The 18,132-nt window shown below is 71.4% G+C and carries 17 protein-coding genes; 5 read left to right on the top strand and 12 right to left on the bottom strand.

Translation table 11 applies throughout. The annotated features are described in order from the left end of the window. Positions 1 to 192: 192 nt before the first annotated feature. Positions 193 to 609 carry an ATP-binding protein gene (locus H305_RS0109550; RefSeq protein WP_028800189.1) on the bottom strand — a complete coding sequence of 139 codons (417 nt, stop codon included), beginning with the start codon at positions 607 to 609 and terminating at the stop codon, positions 193 to 195. 287 nt (positions 610 to 896) lie between these two features. Here H305_RS0109550 and H305_RS0109555 point away from each other — a divergent pair, with 287 nt between their 5' ends. Beyond that, positions 897 to 1,373 carry a hypothetical protein gene (locus H305_RS0109555; protein ID WP_028800190.1) on the top strand — a complete coding sequence of 159 codons (477 nt, stop codon included), beginning with the start codon at positions 897 to 899 and terminating at the stop codon, positions 1,371 to 1,373. Between the two features lie 196 nt (positions 1,374 to 1,569). Here H305_RS0109555 and H305_RS0109560 read toward each other — a convergent pair whose 3' ends face one another. Beyond that, complete coding sequence (locus tag H305_RS0109560) at positions 1,570 to 2,268, bottom strand: TetR/AcrR family transcriptional regulator (RefSeq protein WP_028800191.1); 699 nt, start codon at positions 2,266 to 2,268, stop codon at positions 1,570 to 1,572. A gap of 101 nt (positions 2,269 to 2,369) precedes the next feature. Here H305_RS0109560 and H305_RS0109565 point away from each other — a divergent pair, with 101 nt between their 5' ends. Then, positions 2,370 to 2,927 carry a membrane protein gene (locus H305_RS0109565; RefSeq protein ID WP_028800192.1) on the top strand — a complete coding sequence of 186 codons (558 nt, stop codon included), beginning with the start codon at positions 2,370 to 2,372 and terminating at the stop codon, positions 2,925 to 2,927. A gap of 82 nt (positions 2,928 to 3,009) precedes the next feature. On the opposite strand, the gene H305_RS45195 is transcribed toward H305_RS0109565, so the two are convergent. The 7 genes from H305_RS45195 to H305_RS45215 all read right to left on the bottom strand — a co-directional run bounded on the left by H305_RS45195 (position 3,010) and on the right by H305_RS45215 (position 9,313). Next, positions 3,010 to 3,834, bottom strand: coding sequence for an MIP/aquaporin family protein (locus tag H305_RS45195; RefSeq protein ID WP_234020697.1), 825 nt, complete (start codon positions 3,832 to 3,834; stop codon positions 3,010 to 3,012). A 74-nt stretch (positions 3,835 to 3,908) separates the two neighbouring features. After that, the gene (locus H305_RS0109575) at positions 3,909 to 4,769 is read right to left on the bottom strand and encodes a patatin-like phospholipase family protein (protein WP_028800193.1); all 861 of its coding nucleotides are present in this window, start codon (positions 4,767 to 4,769) and stop codon (positions 3,909 to 3,911) included. Then, positions 4,769 to 5,761 (bottom strand): alpha/beta hydrolase, encoded by a 993-nt coding sequence (locus H305_RS45200; protein ID WP_107439987.1) that lies wholly within the window; start codon positions 5,759 to 5,761, stop codon positions 4,769 to 4,771. Before H305_RS45200 ends, H305_RS0109575 begins: the two co-directional genes overlap by 1 nt. A gap of 36 nt (positions 5,762 to 5,797) precedes the next feature. Then, the gene (locus H305_RS45205; protein ID WP_051370479.1) at positions 5,798 to 6,460 is read right to left on the bottom strand and encodes a histidine phosphatase family protein; all 663 of its coding nucleotides are present in this window, start codon (positions 6,458 to 6,460) and stop codon (positions 5,798 to 5,800) included. A gap of 128 nt (positions 6,461 to 6,588) precedes the next feature. Continuing rightward, complete coding sequence (locus H305_RS0109590; RefSeq protein WP_028800194.1) at positions 6,589 to 7,011, bottom strand: universal stress protein; 423 nt, start codon at positions 7,009 to 7,011, stop codon at positions 6,589 to 6,591. A 28-nt stretch (positions 7,012 to 7,039) separates the two neighbouring features. Then, a complete protein-coding gene (locus H305_RS45210; RefSeq protein ID WP_051370480.1) occupies positions 7,040 to 8,296 on the bottom strand; it encodes a YbfB/YjiJ family MFS transporter in 1,257 nt (418 codons plus the stop codon). 99 nt (positions 8,297 to 8,395) lie between these two features. Beyond that, positions 8,396 to 9,313, bottom strand: a complete 918-nt coding sequence (locus H305_RS45215; protein ID WP_051370481.1) for an aquaporin — start codon at positions 9,311 to 9,313, stop codon at positions 8,396 to 8,398. Positions 9,314 to 9,767: 454 nt separating this feature from the next. Here H305_RS45215 and tal point away from each other — a divergent pair, with 454 nt between their 5' ends. Together tal and H305_RS0109610 are read left to right on the top strand one after the other, a co-directional pair. Further along, entirely contained in the window at positions 9,768 to 10,877 is a 1,110-nt protein-coding gene (gene tal / locus H305_RS0109605; RefSeq protein ID WP_028800195.1) for a transaldolase, read from the top strand. Between the two features lie 145 nt (positions 10,878 to 11,022). Next, positions 11,023 to 12,912, top strand: coding sequence for a BTAD domain-containing putative transcriptional regulator (locus tag H305_RS0109610; RefSeq protein ID WP_028800196.1), 1,890 nt, complete (start codon positions 11,023 to 11,025; stop codon positions 12,910 to 12,912). Positions 12,913 to 13,036: 124 nt separating this feature from the next. On the opposite strand, the gene H305_RS0109615 is transcribed toward H305_RS0109610, so the two are convergent. Then, a complete protein-coding gene (locus H305_RS0109615) occupies positions 13,037 to 14,002 on the bottom strand; it encodes a pirin family protein (protein WP_028800197.1) in 966 nt (321 codons plus the stop codon). A 603-nt stretch (positions 14,003 to 14,605) separates the two neighbouring features. After that, positions 14,606 to 15,679 (bottom strand): nuclear transport factor 2 family protein, encoded by a 1,074-nt coding sequence (locus H305_RS0109620; protein ID WP_028800198.1) that lies wholly within the window; start codon positions 15,677 to 15,679, stop codon positions 14,606 to 14,608. A gap of 416 nt (positions 15,680 to 16,095) precedes the next feature. Here H305_RS0109620 and H305_RS0109625 point away from each other — a divergent pair, with 416 nt between their 5' ends. Then, positions 16,096 to 16,635 (top strand): GNAT family N-acetyltransferase, encoded by a 540-nt coding sequence (locus H305_RS0109625; protein ID WP_028800199.1) that lies wholly within the window; start codon positions 16,096 to 16,098, stop codon positions 16,633 to 16,635. 60 nt (positions 16,636 to 16,695) lie between these two features. On the opposite strand, the gene H305_RS0109630 is transcribed toward H305_RS0109625, so the two are convergent. Then, positions 16,696 to 18,090, bottom strand: coding sequence for an MFS transporter (locus tag H305_RS0109630; protein ID WP_078628968.1), 1,395 nt, complete (start codon positions 18,088 to 18,090; stop codon positions 16,696 to 16,698). Positions 18,091 to 18,132: the final 42 nt, after the last annotated feature.

Raw genomic sequence — 18,132 nt, forward strand, 5'->3', positions numbered from 1 at the left:
ACGGCGGCCGGTTCGTCGACGGCCCCAAGCCCGCTGTGACGGAGCGCAGCCGGGGCCTGGCGTGCGGCGTCGGGGCTGTGACGGCAGCGGTGAGACCGCGGAGTCGGACAGCCGGCCATCTGCCGACGGCACCGTCTCTCGTACATCAAGGCCTCACCGTGTAAGAGGGCGGCCATCGCCCGGTCTGGTTCCCTACCGTCCGGCCACGTCGGCGGTGGACTGCGCCGTCGGTTTCCCGGCCGTCGTCATACGCAGCACCGCACCCACACGCCATCCCTCCGGCTCGCGGGTCACCTCGATCGTTTCGGCCAGTGCCTCGACGATGTCCAGGCCGCGACCGTGCTCGGCCAGTTCCTGCGGGATGACAAGGCGGTGGGCCGCCAAAGGAACTCCGGAGTCCGTCACACACAGGTACAGCCGGTCCGCCTGCTGGAGGAGGCGGATGGTCATCTCCGCGTGACCGTAACGGACGCTGTTGGCGGCCAGTTCGCTGATGATCAGTGCGGCCGCATCGAGGTCGTCCGCGCTCACTCCCCACCGGGTGAGCACGTCGGTGCTCCAGTGACGGGCGACGCTCACGCTGGCCGGCTCGGCGGGCAGCGCCAGCACGGCCGTCCGAGCGGCACCTGCCCCAGGCGACGTCGTCCGGCGCGGGGCCTCTACGGCCCGTACGCCCTGGGGAAGTGTCGGCTGTGGATGACGCGGACGGGACAGCATGGCGATCTCCGAAGGTGCCGGTGTGACGGAGGATCCGTCGCTACACAGGGCACAACCGGGTGCTCCTGTGCGGGCATGGCCGTGCTTTCGGACCTGTTTTCCACGCTTTCGGCCCTCACTTCGTCGGGTGAGGGAGAACGGCTGAGGCCGAGTTCGGCCTCTTCGGCACAATGAGGCACATGGCCGTAGGCAAGGACGCAGCGTTCACACTTCCGCGAGGCGCCACGGGTTTCTTCCAGCCGAAGGACGGGCCGCTACCGGAAACCGACCGGCGGACGTTCCGCGCAGCGCTGTATGCAGCCGCCCGCGCGGCCAAGGGCCGCGCGGGCGAGCTGCAGGACCAGACCTACCCGCGTACGTTCCACACCGCAACGGTCGTCGAGGCCACAGGCGAGTACGTCATCCTGTGTCACGCCCACCACCCCTGGATCGCATTCGCCCAGGAACACCGGGACTGGTACACGGAGGAGTTCCTCGCACCGCCACCGTGGGCCCATGCCTTCGTCGACCTGGGGTTCGTAGTGCTTGATCGCGTCCAACTCACTCTGCCGCTCTCGGACGTCGACACCTCGGTCCTGACCCAGAGCGAGTGGCGTGTGGTTCGCCTCTACGGCATCACCACATTGGGCGGAGTGCTCTTCAACGCATGGGACTGACGCCCAAGCAAGGCTCTGTACTCGACGCTGGACGACAAACGGCGAGCTCAGTGCCCGGCGCCGTTTCGTGTGGAGCCAGCCCGACCGGCCTCTGCGCTCCGCACCGCAGCCCCGGGGTTCCTGCGCGCCACTGCGGCAGTGGACCGCGCCTCGGCCCGCCGGGCGCGCAACGCGGCCGGGCACGCCCCGACCGCGGTTACGCGCTGGGCGGCGAGCAGTCGATGTCGGAGACCGTCGTGGCCGCCGAGGGGGCCTGGCCGGGTTCGGAGGCGGCGCGCTCGTCGAGCCCACGGGCGGTATGGATCCGCAGCAGTCCATCGATGCCGCGCAGCAAGGTCTCGCCGGCCAGGACGGGGTCGCCGAGATAGCCGGCGCTCATCGCACCGTCGCGGAGCATGGTGAAGTGCCGCCCGGCGTGCTCGGCTTGTGCGGTCGTGATCTCGGCGAACAGTGCGGTGATCGTCTGAAGGAACCATTCGCGGTGTTGAACGACGGCACGGTGCACCGGGTGCTCGGGATCGGGGAATTCCGCTGCCGCGTTGAGGAAGGCGCATCCGCGGTATCCGGGCGACCGGATCTGCTCGACCAGGGACGCACCGATTCCGCGCAGGATGCCGTCGGCCGGCACGTCCGCGGCCGTCAGGGAGCCGATCTGGGTGCGGATCGCCTGGTCGACGCTTTCGATGTAGGCGACGGCAAGATCTTCTTTGCTGCGGAAGTGCCGGTAGAAGGTGGCGTTGGTGACCTTCGACTCGGCGACCAGACGGTCGACGCCCACCGTGTGGATGCCCTCCGCGTAGAAGAGCTGCCCGGCGGTCCTCAGGAGTCGTTCCCGGGCCTCGGAGACTCGCCTGCCGGTGCCTGTGCCGGTTTCCGTCTTCGTCATGCCGCCCATCCTAGCGGGTAGAACGCTCTCTCTTGTTTTCGCGGAACAGGTGTGCCAGGCTGCAGACAAGAAAGATCGTTCTCTCTACTGCAAAGCCATTGGAGGACCCCATGGCATCCATTGCCTTCGCCGAGCCCATCGGCGCCACGTCTGCCCTGCGCCGGCTGTACGTCATCCGCTTCGTCTTCGCCGCCGCGTGGGCCGCGCTCCTGCTGCTGTTCGGCTCAGAGCTCACCGTCGGGGCCAAGCTGCTGTTGGTCCTCTATCCCGCCTTCGACGTGGCCGCGGCCGTCGTCGACGCCAGGTCGGCGCGCGCCACCGGGCCGGTCAAGGGCCTCTACGCCAACATGGCCACGAGCGTGCTCGCCGCCGTCGGTATCGCGATCGCCGGCACCTCGGGCGTCGCCGACGTGCTGCGCGTCTGGGGCGCGTGGGCGATCGTCTCCGGCCTCATCCAGCTCCTCGTGGGCGTCGCGCGCCGGCCGATGGGCGGCCAGTGGGCCATGATCCTCAGCGGCGGCATCTCCGTCCTCGCCGGCGGGACCTTCATCCGAAGCGCCGCACAGGACGACCCCTCGCTGACCAGCCTCGCCGGCTACGCCACGCTCGGCGGGATCTTCTTCCTCGTCTCGGCGATCCGCCTGTCCCGCTCGACCCCGAGGAGCTGAGGGCGCCGCGGCCGAAGTGAACGATCCGCAGGATGGCGGTGAGCGATGGCGGCTGGGCCGACCAACCCGTCGCGTACGCACCTCAGGCCACTTGGCGGGCTCGATTTCGCACGGCGGCGTCGCTCCCGCACAGCCGGTAGGTGCACAGTGTGGGGGCGCCCAGGCGACGCTGGAACAGGCAGTGGACCGCGGCCCCGATCGATGCGCCGACCAGCGGGGCGGCCAGGTAGACCCACAGCAGTTGCGTGCCACCGGACAGCAGCGCGGGACCCAGCTGGCGTGCCGGGTTCGCCGAACCTCCGCTCAGTTGCCCCAGCACGGCGATGATCAGGGCCGTCGCCGCGCCGACGGCGTAGGGCAGCCAGCGGCTGATGGAGGGGTGGGCCAGGAAGAACCCCACCATCACGACCACGAGGATGAGGCAGCCGGCCTCCGTGACCACCAGCGCGGCTGTGCCCCACGCTGGGCTGGGGTGCACGGCGGCATAGCGCAGCGAGGGCCGGGACACCACCGGACCCCAGCACAACCGCCCCAGCGCGGTGCCCGCCACCGAGCCTGCGAGCTGCGCGGCGGCGTAGGCGGGCACGTAGCGGCCGGGGAAGGCACCCATCAGCCACAGCGCGACGCTGATCGCGGGGTTCATGTGGGCGCCGGAGCAGCGTCCCGGCGGGGAGATGATCAGCACCACGAGGAGGATGCCGACGAACACCCCCACGACGGCTGTCGCCGCGCGGCTGCTGTTCACGGCGAGCGGCGAGTCCGGTGATGTCAGCCAGCGGACGGCGGTGACCACGCAGTACAGCAGGACGGAAGTCAGTACGAACTCCCAGGCCGCGTCGGCGAGCCCGTGCAGTGGGCGGCGGTCCGAGGGCGCGGTGGCGGAGCCGGTGGCTTCTTCCCGGAGCACCTTTCGACGGTACGCCGCAGGGTGGCCGCACGGGTAGGGAGACCGCCGACGGCCCGCCCGGTCATCGCATGCGGCTATCGGGCGGTGGCGGCGGGCCAGATCTCTCGCACGGCGCGGATCAGCGCCTGTCCCTGCCGCTGGCCCTGGCGGGCTGAGGCGGGCCGCCGGGCGGGGTCCAGCGGATTGGGGCCGATCGCGTCGAGTGCGGCGTCGTCAGGTGCGATGACCAGGACCTGACTGTGCGCGCGCAGCAGCGGCACCTCGCCGGCCAGTCCCTGAGATGCGGGGTTGAGGCCGGGGCCGGTGTCGGGGGCGAGGACGACCACCACGTCGTGGCCCAAGGCGAGGTCGGCGTTGGTCGCGGAGCGGACGCTGCCGTCGACGTAGCGGCGTCGGGCGACGGTGGCGGGCGGCCAGACGCCGGGAACGGCGCAGCTGGCCGCCACGGCGGATGCCAGCGGGACGCCCGAGGTGTCGTCCCACACGGCAAGATCGCCCGTGTGTGCGTCCACCGCCGTGATGAGCAGCCGGCGGGCGGGCCAGGTGTCGACGGGCAGTCGGGCTCGGACGGTCCGCATCCGCTCGGCCTCCGAGACGGTGTGCGCCGCGAGGGCCATGGCACCGATCCGGGCCCTGCTCTCCCGTTCGTCGCGGGCGCCCTCCATCAGCTTGGTGAGGGCGGCCGCCGTGTCCTGCGGGTCGAAGACGGCCTTCACCTCCAGTGAGGTGCCGGCGGGCGCCAGCTGGTCGGCGAGGAGGTGGTGAAGGCTGATGCCGCTGGTGGCCTGGACGGCTACGACCGATCCGGCCGAGGTGCCCACCACCAGGTCGGCGGCCGTAACGTCCGCCCCCGCTTCCTGAAGCGCCTGGAGCACTCCCAGCTCCCAGGCGATCCCCGTCACGCCGCCTCCGCCGAGCACCAGGGCCGTCGACATCAGCGGCCCCCCGTCTCGGCTCGGGGTGCGGTCAGAGCGTGCCGCAGTGCTTGCCCGGCCTGGTTGATCGCTGACTGGGTGAGGGGAGAGGCCGCCAGCGCGTCCTGCGCGGTGAACGAATGGATCGCCCCCAGGTAGCGGACCGCGACAACCGGGACACCTGCCTGCGTGAGCCGGCGGGCATAGGCCTCGCCCTCGTCGCGCAGCACGTCCGCTTCGGCCGTGATCACCAGGGTCGGCGGCATCCCGGCCAGTTCCTGTGCGGTGGCCCGCAGCGGTGCGGCCGTCGGTTCGGTACGCACCGAGCGGTCGGGGGCGTAGTGGTCCCAGAACCACTGCATCTGCGTGCGGGTGAGGAAGAAGCCGTCCGCGAACTGCTCATAGGACGGCGTGTCGAAACCGGCGTCCAGCGCGGGGTAGAGCAGCACCTGCTGCAGCAGGTGGGGGCCTCCCCGGCGCTTGGCCAGCAGGGCGGCGGCCGTGGCCAGATTGCCGCCCGCGCTGTCCCCGGCGACCGCCAGCCGGGACCCGTCCAGGCCGAGTTCCTGCCCGTGCTCGGCGATCCAGGCGGTGGCCGCGTAGACCTCTTCGAGCGCGACGGGATAACGGGCCTCGGGCGAGCGGGTGTACTCCACGAACACCACGGCCATGCCGCCGGCGTGGGCCAGGTCGCGGGTGGTGCGGTCGTAGGAGGTGCGGTCGCCCAGCACCCAGCCGCCGCCGTGGCAATACACCACCGCGGGCAGCAGGCCCGAGGAACCTTCCGGCCGCACGATCCGCACCAGCACCGTGCCACGGGGTCCGATGGGCAGGTGCTGCTCGTGGATGTGGACGGGTTTGAGCACCGCCTGGGCGGCGCGCTGGGCATCCAGGGCGCCGGCCCGGGCATCGGAGGGCGACTGGCTTTCCAGCGGCGGCGAGTCGGCCGCTGCCAGCTGTGCCAGGAAGCGCTCGGCCTGCGGATCCAGGTGTACGGGCGAGTGGGTGTCCAACGAATCCTCCAGGAGAGGGGGCCGGGGGAGCGGGGTTCAGGGACGTTGCGGTGGGGCGTCGACGGCTGCCGGAGGGCGGGCGAGCAGCCGGTCGTCGAAGGACGGGCTGAAGTTCCAGCCCAGCAGGCTGGGACGCCCGTCGTACTGGGCCAGGCGTCCTATGGAGGCGGTGCGCAGCGCCAGGTGTGCCCCCGCCGCTGCGGACAGGCCGAGCCAGCGGGCGGTCATCAGCCGTATGAGGTTGCCGTGCGAGACGAGGACGACGGGCCTGCCGGTGAGGGTGAGGCGGCGCGCACGGTCGAGCACATGGTCCGCCCGGACGGTCACCTCCGACAGGCATTCGCCCGTGCACGCTTCTGTGTGCAGGGCGTCGTCCCAGATGTCGTGGCGGCACGGCCCGATCTGGCAGCGCTCGTCCACCGTGTGGCCGTCGGGCAGTTGGTAGCTCCACTCCCGCAGGCCGGGGTCGATGTCCGCGGTCAGGCCCGCCGCCTGTGCGGTGCGGCGGGCTCGCAGTGCCGGACTGCACAGCACGTGGGCGTCCTGGTAGGCCTCGAGATGCGGCACGAGCAAGCCGGCCTCGCGCCTGCCTGCGGAGGTCAGGTCGGGGTCGTCTTGCCCGGTGTAGTAGCGGCGGGAGCGGTTCCAGGCCGTCTCCGCGTGCCGGACGAGAATGATCTGCTGCTGGGGCACTGCCATGATGCCTTTCTCGCGGCCCCGGCGCCCGCCGGCCCGGGAGGGCCGAGGGGTGCCGGGGCCGCCTTGCTTGTCAGGAGCCGGCGACAGTGACGACTGGTTGTTCGACCTGCACCGTGCGGTGGAAAATCTCAGCCCTGTCCGGGAGCCAGGAGCACGGCGGTGTTGCTGTTGTGGGCGATCGCGGTGCTGACGCTGGGGGAGAACCAGCCGGCGAGACGACTGCGGTGGTGCGGGCTGACGACGATCAGATCGGCGTCGAAGCCCTCGGCGGCCTCCCGCACGGCTTGCGCCACATCGGACACCAGCCCGTCCAGGAGTTCGCCGTCGGCTTGGACGCCGGCCTGCCGCAGGGTCGTCACGGCCGCGTCCAGGACCTGGTGGGCGGTGGAGTCGTCCTCCAGGCCGACCACGGTGTCGTACACCACGTCGGAGGTGTCGATGTGCAGCACACGGACCTGTGCGCCGGTCAGGGAGGCCAGTTCGGCGGTGGTGCGGATCGCGCTGTGCGCGGCCGGGCTGCCGTCGACGGCGACCAGGATGCGGTGAAACATGGGGATCTTGCTCCTTGAGGGGGTGGGGTCAGCGTTGGACGGCGCTCGGGGCGGGGGCGGCCGTCGTCGCTTCCTGGTGGTGGTGCTCTGCCGTCCGTTCGCGCTGGATGAGGGCGACGGCGGCGGAGATGGCGAGCAGTACGACGGACAGCCACAGGCCCTTGGCGATGCCGCCGGAGGAGTCGGAGAGCAGGCCGGAGATCAGGGGGCCGACGGCCTGGCCGACGCTGAAGGCGACCGTAAGCAGGGCGATGCCCAAGGTCCAGGCGTGCGCGGGCAGCATCCGGCGGGCCAGGACGGTCACGGCGGTGGGCCCGGCCATGAACGAGCCGCCGAATATGATCGCCGAGGCGATCGCGGCGCCCATCCCATGCCACAGCAGCACGGGCAGCACACCGATCAGCACGACGACCGAGACCAGCGCGGGGGCCCTGCCGCCGCGCAGCCGGCCGATCACCCGACCCCACACCAGCAGCGTGGCCGCTGCGGAGGCTACGCCCAGCACGATGAAGAACGTGCCGGTTCCCCAGACCTTCATGCCTTGGCTGTGCAGCAGGGCGATGACGAAGGTCATGTAGGACACGTAGCCGGCGCCGAACAGCACGTACCAGACGAAGAGGGGCGTCAGCGGCTTGAGGCCGGTGCGGCCGTTGTGGGCGGCGCCGCTGGTGGCCTGCTCGGGTACCTGGCGTGCGGCCCAGGCGGCGGGTCCGATGGCGAGGAGGGCGAGCAGGCCCATCAGCAGCCAACCGGCCTGCCAACCGGACGCGCCCCAGGCGGTGAGCGCCGCGGGGACGACCAAGCCGGAGAGCACCACGCCGATGCCGACGCCGGCCATGTACATCCCGACCAGGGAGGCCGAACGGGCCTGTTGGCCGCCGCTGTGGACGCGGGAGGCGAGTGCCGAGCCGACCACGAAGGTCACCGCGGTGCTCAGGCCGCCGATGAACCGCAGGACGGTCAGGCCGGCGAAGTTGTCGGTCGCCCCGGAGGCGAGCAGGGCGAGCGCACTGATGACGATGCCCCACACGAACGCTTTCCGGGAGCCGAAGCGGCGAGACCACCAGGCCGCCGTGGCGGCCCCGATGATGTAGCCGAGCGCGTTGGCGGTGTTCATCCCGCCCGCCGCCGCATAGCTCCAGTGCAGTTTCTCGCGCATGGCCGGCAGCAGCAGCGCATAGGCGAACCGGGTGAAGCCCAGCGCCACCACTGGGCCCGCCGCCAGCGCCAACGCAACCAGGAACTCCGGCCGCTGCTTGGCGGCCAGAGACGATGAGGCGGTCATCGCACACGCTCCGAGGCAGTCGAGTCGATCATCACAGGGCCTTTCTCGAACGATCCGGATGTCAGGATCACGGCGCTTGATCAGCGCCTTCACGGGCCTTCAACCCGTCGTGCGCGGGCCGCCATGTCCGGCCTCTGGGCCGTACTCCCCACGGATCGGGCCATCGCACAAGCCCGCGTGCGGCCGGCACGCCACCTCCGGAGCCACCCCGGGAGCCGGAGCCGGTGCCGGTGCCGGTGCCACCCCCGGTGCCGGAGCCGGTGCCGGTGCCGGTGAGGTGGGCAGCGCAGGCGCGTGCGGCAGGCACCTGCGCACCAGGCCGAAGAGCCCGCCACCCACCAGTGGGGCGATCAGGTACACCCACAGCCACGCCAGGTCGTGGGAGAACAGCTCCGGCCCGAACTGCCGGGCAGGGTTGAAACTTCCGCCCGTCCATCGGCCGGTCAGCAGGATCAGTGCGGCGATCACCGACCCGGCGACCGCCGGCAGCACGATGGCCAGGCGGGCCCGCGCCGCCACGAAGGTCACTGCGGCGAGCATCACGGCGGTCGCCGCGGCCTCGGAGGCGAACACGGCCGTCCACGGGATGCGGTCGGACGCCCGGACGACGGCGTAGCCGACGGCGCGATGGGCCGTCTGCTCGCCCCACACCAGCCGGCCGACCGCTACCCCCGTGAGGGAACCGGCCAGTTGGGCTGCGGCGTACGCCGCAGCGTCCCGCCCCGGGAGGGCACCCATCAGCCAGAACGCCAGCGAGACGGCCGGGTTCATGTGGCCGCCCGAACGTCGCCCGAACGGCGAGACGATCAGCAGCCCGACGGTGATACCGCTGACCACGGCGTCCGCGACCAGCCGGCTCTCCTGCGAGGGGAGGGCGTGTCCCAGTAGACCCCCGGCGCCGAACAGGTGCCTGAACAGGGTGACCATCACCAGCAGCAGGATCGCGGTCGAGGCGAACTCGCTCAGCCACGCAGGCCAGTCGTGCCGGCTGCAGCCGCGCCTGCTCTGTGTTCCCACAACATCCTCCTGATCAGCGCGTGACCACACGCGTACCGACGGGACAGCCGGCCTTGGCACGTGCGCCACCGGCTGTCTGTGCGTCCCGTCCACGGCCCCGTGCGGCCCTCTCCCGCGAGGGCACCGGTCCGCCCGGGGTGTGGGTCAACCCGCGCTGGGCCGGCGGCATGTCCACGCGGACGGCCGCGTGTCCCACGGATCAGGCCACGGCCGCCGGTGCGGGACGTTTCCGCCGCCCGGTACCGACGGTGTGTCAGGGGCCGCCGGGCAGACGAGTCCGGCGGGGCGAAGACGCGCTGCCCACACTGGTGCGACGCCTTGCACCGCGCTTGCACGGCCGGCACCCCGCCCGACCGGCCGCGCGGTGCAATCCGGCTGCAACGCCGCACTCCAGGCTCACCCCACACCCAGGTGGCCTGCGGTACGCCGGCCCCGGAACGAAAGAGCGACAACCATGAGCGACCCTCTCGCCCACCTCACCGCGCACGACGTCGCCGTGTGGCTGGACGATCTCAACCGGCGCGACCTGGAGTCGGGCGAACTGCCCTCACTCATCCACGCCGGGAAAGTCACCGGCATCACCAGCAACCCCACGATCTTCCAAGCGGCCATCGGCGACGGCAGCGGGCCCTACCGCGGGCAACTGGAGGACCTGCGGCGCGCGGGCGCGGACGTGGACCAGGCGCTGCAGGCCCTGACGACGCACGATGTGCGGCAGGCCTGTGACCTGCTGCGCCCCACCTATGAGGCCTCCGACGGCATCGAGGGGTATGTGTCCGTGGAAGTCTCACCGCTGGTGGCCCACGACAGCGCCGCCACACTCACCGAGGCACGCCGGCTGCGCCGGCTCGTCGACCGGCCCAACGTCCTGATCAAAGTGCCGGCCACGGTGGAAGGGGTGCACGCCCTGACCCTGCTGCTCGCGGAAGGGATCAGCGTCAACATGACGCTGCTGTTCAGCCTGCGCCGCTACCGAGAGGTCATCCACGCCTACTTCGACGGACTGGAACGTGCCCGGGCGCAGGGACGCCCCCTCGCCCCGATCGCCTCGGTCGCTTCCTTCTTCGTCTCCCGCGTCGACACCGCCGTCGACGCTCGACTCGCCCAACAGGGCAGCCCCACCCAGGCCGCCCTGCAGGGACGGGCCGCACTCGCCAACGCCCGCCTGGCCTACCACCTGTACGAAACGGAGTTCTCCACACGACGCTGGCGGCGCCTGCACGCCGCCGGCGCCCGCCCGCAGCGGCCCCTGTGGGCATCCACGGCCACCAAGAACCCCCACTACAGCGACACCCGCTATGTGACCGGATTGCTCGCACCGGGGACCATCACCACCATGCCCCGCAACACGCTCGACGCGGTCGCGGATCATGCCGCCTTTCCGCCCCAGGACGTGCACGGCACCTATCAGGACTCCGCCGAGGTCCTGCGCCGGCTGCAGGCCGCCGGCATCGCCTACGACGAGGTCATGGACGCCCTCGAGAAGGAAGGCCTGGAGCGCTTCGCCGACTCCTTCACGGCTCTGCGCGCCGCGGTCCACCACGCGCTGCGAAGCCGGCCCTGAAACGCCGCCCGCCAGCAGCGCGCGCGGTGAGGGCACGGGCCGAAACCGAGGGGTTGTCGTCCCGCCGGCCGCTGGCGGGCAGGCGTGCGGTGCGGCGAGGCTGGATGCCAGTCATTGCCCAGCGCCACGAAAGAGCACCACCCGCATGCCGTCCTGCACGAACGCACTCATCCTGGGAGACCCCGTCCACCTGCGGCTCATCGGGCCGCTGGAGTTGACGGGCGCAAGGTCCGACAACCCGCCCAGCCTCCCGAGGGGACGCGCGGTACTGCTGTTCGCGTTGCTGGCCGCCCACCGCAACCGGGTCGTCAGCAAGGACATCATCATCGAGACGCTCTGGCCCGACCACGCCCCGCCCACCGCCCCGCAGACGGTCGCCTCCCTCGTCAGCCGGCTGCGCAAATTCGTCGGTACCTGTCTGGAGCGCGCAGGTTCCGGATACCGGCTCAACACCACGGGCTGGCAGGTCGACGTGGACGAGGCGGCCCGCCTGACCCGGGCGGCCGAGCGGCATCTGCGCGCCGGTGAACCCGCGTTCGCGGATGTCGCCGCCCGCCGGGCACTGGGCCTGCTCGGTGCGGGCCGCGCGGTCGAGGAGTTCCAGCCCGCCGTCTGGAGCGCGGACCTCGACCGGACGCTGCAGCTGCTGTTGCGCCGTGCCCGCGAAGCTGCCTGGCAGGCCGCGGAACACCTGCACGACCACCGGCAGGCCGCGAGCCTGGCCTCGGCAGCGGCGCACGACGACCCCTACGACGAGCCGGCATGGCGCGCCCTGATGGCCGCCCAGTACCGTCTCGGTTCGGCCGGCGCCGCCCTGCACACCTTCAGCCGGCTGCGCCGCACCCTGCGCACCGAGTTGGGAACCGACCCCGACCCGCGCACCGCGGCCCTGCACGGAGCCATCCTCCAGGGCCGGCCGACCCCCACCCCCGCGCGGCCGCGGCCCGCGGTACCGGCGGACGCACCCCACGGGCACCTCACCGGCCGGGACGAAGAACTCGACCAGCTGCAGGCAGGGTGGCGGCTGGCGCTCACCGGGCACCCCACCACCGTCGTGCTGCGCGGCGGGGCCGCAGCCGGCACCTCCGCCCTGCTGTCCGCACTGTGCCGCCACGTCCACCACCACGGCGCCACCGTCCTTGCCGCCCGCTGCCCCGGGCCGGAGCGCCTCCTGGACATCCCTGTGCTCGAGCAGACCATCGAGGACTTCTGCCGCACCGCACGGCCCGAAGAGGTCACTCGCGCGGCCGACGGCATCGCGCACCGGCTGCGGGCTGTCATACCGCACGTCGACGCGATCACCGGGCCCGCCCACCACGGCGACGAGCACGCCAGGCCGCCGGCGCAGGGACACGCCGACGCAGCCGCCATCTTCCTGCGCAGACTCTCCACCGACCACCCCGTGCTGCTGGCCGTCGACGACGCCCACTGCGCGGACGCGCGCACCCTGGAAACCCTCCACCACCTGTCCCAGGACGCCGCCGGCCACCGGATGATGGTGGTCCTCGGCGCGCGGGAGGACGGCGCCGACCGCATCGCACGACATCTGCCCCACTCCACCCAGCTGCCCCTTGAACCGCTGGGGCCCTACGCCGTCGCCGAGCTGGCCGCCCGCCACGACGTGCCACAAGCAGCACACCGCGTCCACCACCTCACCGCCGGCCGCCCCGCCCTGGTCCTGGCTGCCCTCCAAGCCGCCCGCGAGGGCGCCCCCCTGGACGACCCGGACCACCTGCCCGGCACACTGATCGACGCGGCGCTCGACCTGGTCCACCACGTCGGCGAGCCGATGACGCACCTGCTGCGCACCGCGGCTCTCATCGGCCCCACCTTTCGCTTCGAGCAACTGCTCAAAGCCGCGGGCACGGACGGCTGGAGAACAGCCCAGCAGGTGGAACAAGCCCTCCGCGTCGGCCTCCTGACAGCCGACGGCGACGCTCTCACCTTCGTCGGCGAGCTGCTCCACGCAGCCCTGTATCGAGCGGTGCCCGCCCCCTTGCGCGCCGGCCTCACCGCCTACGTCCGTTCCCGCTGACGGCGGCAACACCCCCAGTAGCGCCCGCCGTTGCCTCACCCCATCGGCGGGCGCTGCCGTGCCCACCGAACGACGGCGCCGCGTCGGCCCCGGTGTAGTGGACGTCGGCCCCCCTGCCGCACCCCTACGGCGTGCCCAGGTGGGCTGCGGGAATGTGGCCCATCCTGCCCTGCTGATAGTCCTCGACGGCCTGCCGGATCTCCGCCTCGGTGTTCATCACGAACGGGCCGTAGCGGGCGATCGGCTCCCTCAGCGGCACGCCGCCCAGCAGCAGCACCTCGAAGCGGCCGGTGCGGCCACGCTGATGGGCCCCCGCCTGCACAGTGACGACATCGCCCGCACCGAACACCGCCAGTTGGCCCTCCCTCACGGGGCGCCTGTCCGGGCCCACGCTCCCCGCTCCCTGCAGGACGTAGGCCATCGCGCTGAACTGCGGATCCCACCCCGTCCGCACCCGCGCCTGGGGAAGCAGACTCGCGTGCGCATAGACGATCGGGGTGTGGGTCACGCCCGGTCCCCGGTAGCCGCCAAGACCACCGGCGATCAGGCGTATCAGAGCCCCGCCGTCATCGGAGGTGAGCAGCCGGAGCCTGTCCGCCCGGACGTCCTGGTAGCGCGGCTGCGCCCACTTGCGGGTGCGGGGCAGGTTCACCCACAGCTGGATGCCGTGGCTGAGGCCGCCCTTGGCCAGGGCCTCCTCGCTGGGGACTTCGTCGTGCAGGATCCCCGACCCCGCGGTCATCCACTGCGTGTCCCCATCCGATATGACGCCTCCGCCACCGTTGGAATCGTGGTGCACCACCGTGCCGTCGATGACGTAGGTGACCGTTTCGAATCCGCGGTGAGGGTGCCAGGGGGCGCCCTTGGCCTCGTAGGGCTGGTGGACGGTCTCACCGACGTGGTCGAGCAGCAAGAACGGGTCCGCGTCGGGCAACGCAGCGCTCGGGAACGGGCGGCGCACCATGAAGCCGGCCCCTTCCCGTTGTTGGGGCGCGGTGACCACGTGGCGGACGGGGCGGTCGGTGGCGGTCGCGTCAGGGCGCGGGAGGCGGGGGAGGACCAGGAGATCCTCGACGGTTACGGCGGGCATAGCGGGTCCTTCGTATGTACGGTGCGGACGACGTCCAAATGACGACGTTCTGCTGGGGGGGGACTTGCGATCTCTGCCGGGCAGAACCCCGGCAGGCGGGCGGAGTCCAAGGGCATGACCGCGGCTGGGCAGTGGCCGGGCAGTCGTTGATGCGTCCGCCACGACCCATGGGGTGTTGTCGGCCGTACCGCCTTGGGACGCTGTATCGCCGAATCTAGCTCGTAGGCCTTGCACGGTCGCTGCCCCAAGCGGTCATGCATGCCACATATCGGGACCTCGTCGTGCGGCCGGGCCGACACTCCTGCCTGCGGGCGCGGCGGCTGCCCGGTAGGCCGAAAAGAAGCACTGCTGGGGGCCCGCCCGGGTCGCTGCCGGCGCTGAGCCGGGCCGGCCTCGCAGGGGAGGTCATGGCTCGGTTCATCGCCCGCGCACAGGCCCGCTGTCCCCGGGCAGGGTCGCATGCCCAGGTCGCACGACCCGCCCGGCGGGTGTGGCGTCCGACGGCCGGCCACGACATGCGCCCCGCCGCGGCAAGCTCCTTCAGGCCTCAATGTCCGGGGGCGGCAACTGTGTTGCCGGCCCCGGACGCTGCACGGCGGGCGGTTACTTCCCCTTGTGCGGGTTCGTGAAGAAGTCCTGCCAGGCGTTGGTGTCCACCGGAACGTCCTCCATCTTCACGATCTTTCCGTGGCGGACGGTGTAGTACATGGTCACGTCGACCGACTTGACCTCCGGATCCCAGGGGCGGTTCATCCGGATGAACTCGCGCGCGAAGCCCCCGGCACTGTCGCCCGCCATCGCGGACACATCCAACTTGTATCGGCTGCCGACGGTGGCCATCACCCGCTCACGGAATTCGAGGAAGCCGTCCCACCCCTTGTACACGCCGGAGATGTCGGAGTGTCCGGGGATGCGTACTTCGACGTCGTCCGAGACCATGCGGTGGATCCCGTCGAGGTCCCCGCTCCAGAACGTGTTGTAGAAGGTGTTCAGGAAGCCCGTGTTCCTGGGGGCGACGGCGTGCGCGCCGTCCGGCAGGGACGGCGCCGGCTGGGAGGAGGCCGGTGTGCCGCGGGGCGTGTCGAGCGACGGTGTCCAATAGGCGTCGTAGGCGTCCTGTTCCTCGGGCATGGTCCACGCCTCCGAGACCCGGCCGTCCTTGATCTTGTACTGCATGGTGAAGCGCAGCGTCCAGATCTTCGCCGGATCCTTCTTGCGGTTGAGTGTCACGATCTCGCGGGTGAAGGCGGTGTCGCCGTTCACCGCGAAGTGCGGCACCTTCAGTTCGAAGGTGCCGCCGTTGTAGCCGAGGATGTGGCCCATGAACTCGCGAAGGCCTTCCTTGCCCCAGTACTCCCCGGCGTTGAGGCCCTTCCCCGGCACGTGCATGATGAAGTCGTCGGTCACGAACTTCTGCGCGGCGGGAATGTCGCCTTTGGCGAAGGCGGCGTAGAAGCCCTGAATGAGCTTCACCGTGTCCTGCGAGGCATGCTCGGACGCCCCTGCGGAACCGTCGGCGAGTGTGGTCCCACGCGGCGTCGGCGCCGCTCCGGCCGGTGCGGCGAAGACCGTGGCGCCTACAACGGCAACGAGGGCGGTGGCCATGGACAGTGACGAAAGTTTGCGCATCTCGAACTCCTCGCGGCTGCGCGGACCCGAGGTGGCGGGCTCCGTCATGAACCCGGTCCGGCAGCAGCCGCAGTGGTGTGACTGGTGGAACCTTGAAAGGGGGGCGCTGTCTCGTGTCGTGAGGGCAGGCGCACATCACTTCGGCCGGTCGGGTGTCGCGAGCTTCGCCTGACATCGGCCCTACCGAAATGACCCGGCTACAGCGTCCCGGCTGCTTTTGCACCAGGCTTGCACCATGCGCTTGCGACGCCGACACCCCGCACGCCGTCAACCGCAGCGACGCCCAGGCCCTCCTTCCCGGCTTGCGTCAGGCACAACACCCACGCCACGAACACCCCCACACCAAATTGCGCCGGCCGGTAACCGTTGAGCGGCTCCTTCCGGGCACGGCTGGGCCGCCTCCGCGGGCGGGCAAGCCAGGCGTTTGCCGTTCGGTTGGTGTGACCACCTGTTAGCGTGCGCGGATGGACGATCTGGGACCAGTGGCCTGGCCGCCTGCGCCGATCAGGACCGAGAGGCTCGTGCTCCGTGAGCCCGAGTCCCGGGACCGTGCGGCGTTCATCGAACTGCTCGCCTCGCCAGAGGTGCACACCTACCTCGGCGGGCCTCGACCGCGTGACGAGCTCGAGCGAGAGATGCCTGAGGTGTCCGAGCGTTGGCCCGGGAGCTTCGTCGTCGATCTCGACGGGGCGATGATCGGCCAGATCCTGCTCAGGAGAGCGACCGGGCACCGTCGCCCGGCTGCCGCGGGCAAGGCCGATCTCGGCTACCTGTTCCTGCCGCGGGCGTGGGGTTGCGGGTACGCCGCCGAGGCATGCGCGGCGGCACTCCGCTGGCTTGCCGGCGCGCTCCCCGGCGAACCGGTGGTGCTCACCACCCAGACCGCCAACGTCGGCTCGATGCGCCTCGCGGCGAAGCTGGGGTTCACCGAGGTGGAGCGGTTCGAGGCCTGGGGCACCGAGCAGTGGCTCGGTATGCGGAACCCTGTCACGCCGTCCAGTTGAGTCCGTGATCTCCTCGGCGCCGACCAGGGCGACGGGGCCGCCGCCCTTCCGCCGAGCCGGTCATCGGCTCGACCCGCCCTGACCCGGCACGCCGGCCGTGGCTACGGTGGGGTTGATCTCGGGCGGGCGTTGGCGGGCGAGAGCGATGGCGGTCAGGGCGGTGACCGCCATCGCGGCGATGCCGACCAGCGCTGCGGTGGTGTAGGCGTGGTCGTTCGGGAAGAGATGACCGGTGTCGGTGCCGACGGCCAGGACCAGGCCGCCCATCGCGCTGCCCAGGGAGTACCCGACGCTGCGGACGACGTAGTTGAAGCTCATCGCGCTCGACGTCTCGCTCTTGGGCGTGACGGCCAGGATGACGCCGGGCATGGCGGCTGAGAAGCCGCCGACGCCGAAGCCCAGCACACCCATCGCGATGAGCAGTTCGGCCAGGTTCGACCGGGCCGCGGCGAAGAGGACGAACCCGCCGCCGACGATGACGGCGCTGCCGGCCAGGAGCACGGGTGCGCCGATCAGCGTCCGAACCCGGGGCGTGAGTTTGCCGGCGACGAACCCCAGCACCGAGAACGGGACGAGGACCAGCCCGGCGACGAAGGTGGTCAGCCCGAAGCCGTAGCCGGCGCTGTGCGGCGTCTGCGCGTACCGCGTGATGAGCGTGAGCAGGAGGTACATGCCGCTCCCGCCGACGAACATGGCGATGTTCGCTCCGGCGACCGCCGGGTGCCGTACCGCCCGGACATCGACCAGGGGCGCCTTGCTGCGCAGCTCGGAGGCGGTCCAGACGCACAGCAGGATCACGGCGACGACGGCGAGGATCACCGCCACGGCGAGGTGACGGCTCCACAGGCTCCGCTGGCCGGCCAGGAACAGGACGAGGAACAGCCCGCCCGCGAGGACGAGCGCGCCCGCCACGGTCACGTGAGCGGAGCGGCCTTCGGGAGCCGCGGGTATGGAACGCCACGCGGTCAGGAAGGCGACGGCGGTGACGAACAGACCGAAGCCGTAGGCGGCCCTTACGCCGCCGATCTCGGCGAGCAGTGCGGTGAGCGGGTAGCCGACGCCGGCGCCGATGATCGAGACCACCGAGATCAGGGCGATCGTCGCCGTGCTGCGCTCCTCGGGAAGATGGTCCCGGGCCACGCCCATCATCAGCGCCGTCAGACCGAGCCCGACGCCTTGGGCCGCCCTGCCGATGAGCAGCCCCGCGAACGGCAGCGGCAGCACGGTCAGCGCACTGCCGACGACGACGATCGCCAGCGTGGCGAGGATCGTGGCCCGTCGGTGCGGGCCGGCTCCGAGCCGGCCGAGGACGGGCGTGGCGACGGCGCCGCTCAGCAGTGCGACGGTCAGCGTCCACTGCGCGCTGTCGAGCGAGACGTGGAACGTGGTCGCCACACTGGTGATCAGCGGCGTCCCGAGGCTGGCGACCGCCGCCACCACCAGGGCGATGAACATCAGGGCGGGGACCAGCAGCCGCGCCTCGGAGCGCTCCGGGGT

The sequence above is a fragment of the Streptomyces sp. 142MFCol3.1 genome, from assembly GCF_000424945.1.
Lineage (GTDB): Bacteria > Actinomycetota > Actinomycetes > Streptomycetales > Streptomycetaceae > Streptomyces > Streptomyces siamensis.

Bases quoted from the DNA above. Each gene is read 5' to 3' on its own strand.
- H305_RS0109560 (WP_028800191.1), bottom strand. From the start codon at position 2,268: ATGGGCGGCATGACGAAGACGGAAACCGGCACAGGCACCGGCAGGCGA.
- H305_RS0109575 (WP_028800193.1), bottom strand. From the start codon at position 4,769: ATGTCGACGGCCCTGGTGCTCGGCGGAGGCGGCGTGACGGGGATCGCC.
- H305_RS0109565 (WP_028800192.1), top strand. From the start codon at position 2,370: ATGGCATCCATTGCCTTCGCCGAGCCCATCGGCGCCACGTCTGCCCTG.
- H305_RS45210 (WP_051370480.1), bottom strand. From the start codon at position 8,296: ATGACCGCCTCATCGTCTCTGGCCGCCAAGCAGCGGCCGGAGTTCCTG.
- H305_RS0109610 (WP_028800196.1), top strand. From the start codon at position 11,023: ATGCCGTCCTGCACGAACGCACTCATCCTGGGAGACCCCGTCCACCTG.
- tal (WP_028800195.1), top strand. From the start codon at position 9,768: ATGAGCGACCCTCTCGCCCACCTCACCGCGCACGACGTCGCCGTGTGG.
- H305_RS0109620 (WP_028800198.1), bottom strand. From the start codon at position 15,679: ATGACGGAGCCCGCCACCTCGGGTCCGCGCAGCCGCGAGGAGTTCGAG.
- H305_RS0109630 (WP_078628968.1), bottom strand. From the start codon at position 18,090: ATGTTCATCGCCCTGGTGGTGGCGGCGGTCGCCAGCCTCGGGACGCCG.
- H305_RS0109555 (WP_028800190.1), top strand. From the start codon at position 897: ATGGCCGTAGGCAAGGACGCAGCGTTCACACTTCCGCGAGGCGCCACG.
- H305_RS0109615 (WP_028800197.1), bottom strand. From the start codon at position 14,002: ATGCCCGCCGTAACCGTCGAGGATCTCCTGGTCCTCCCCCGCCTCCCG.
- H305_RS0109590 (WP_028800194.1), bottom strand. From the start codon at position 7,011: ATGTTTCACCGCATCCTGGTCGCCGTCGACGGCAGCCCGGCCGCGCAC.
- H305_RS0109625 (WP_028800199.1), top strand. From the start codon at position 16,096: ATGGACGATCTGGGACCAGTGGCCTGGCCGCCTGCGCCGATCAGGACC.
- H305_RS45205 (WP_051370479.1), bottom strand. From the start codon at position 6,460: ATGGCAGTGCCCCAGCAGCAGATCATTCTCGTCCGGCACGCGGAGACG.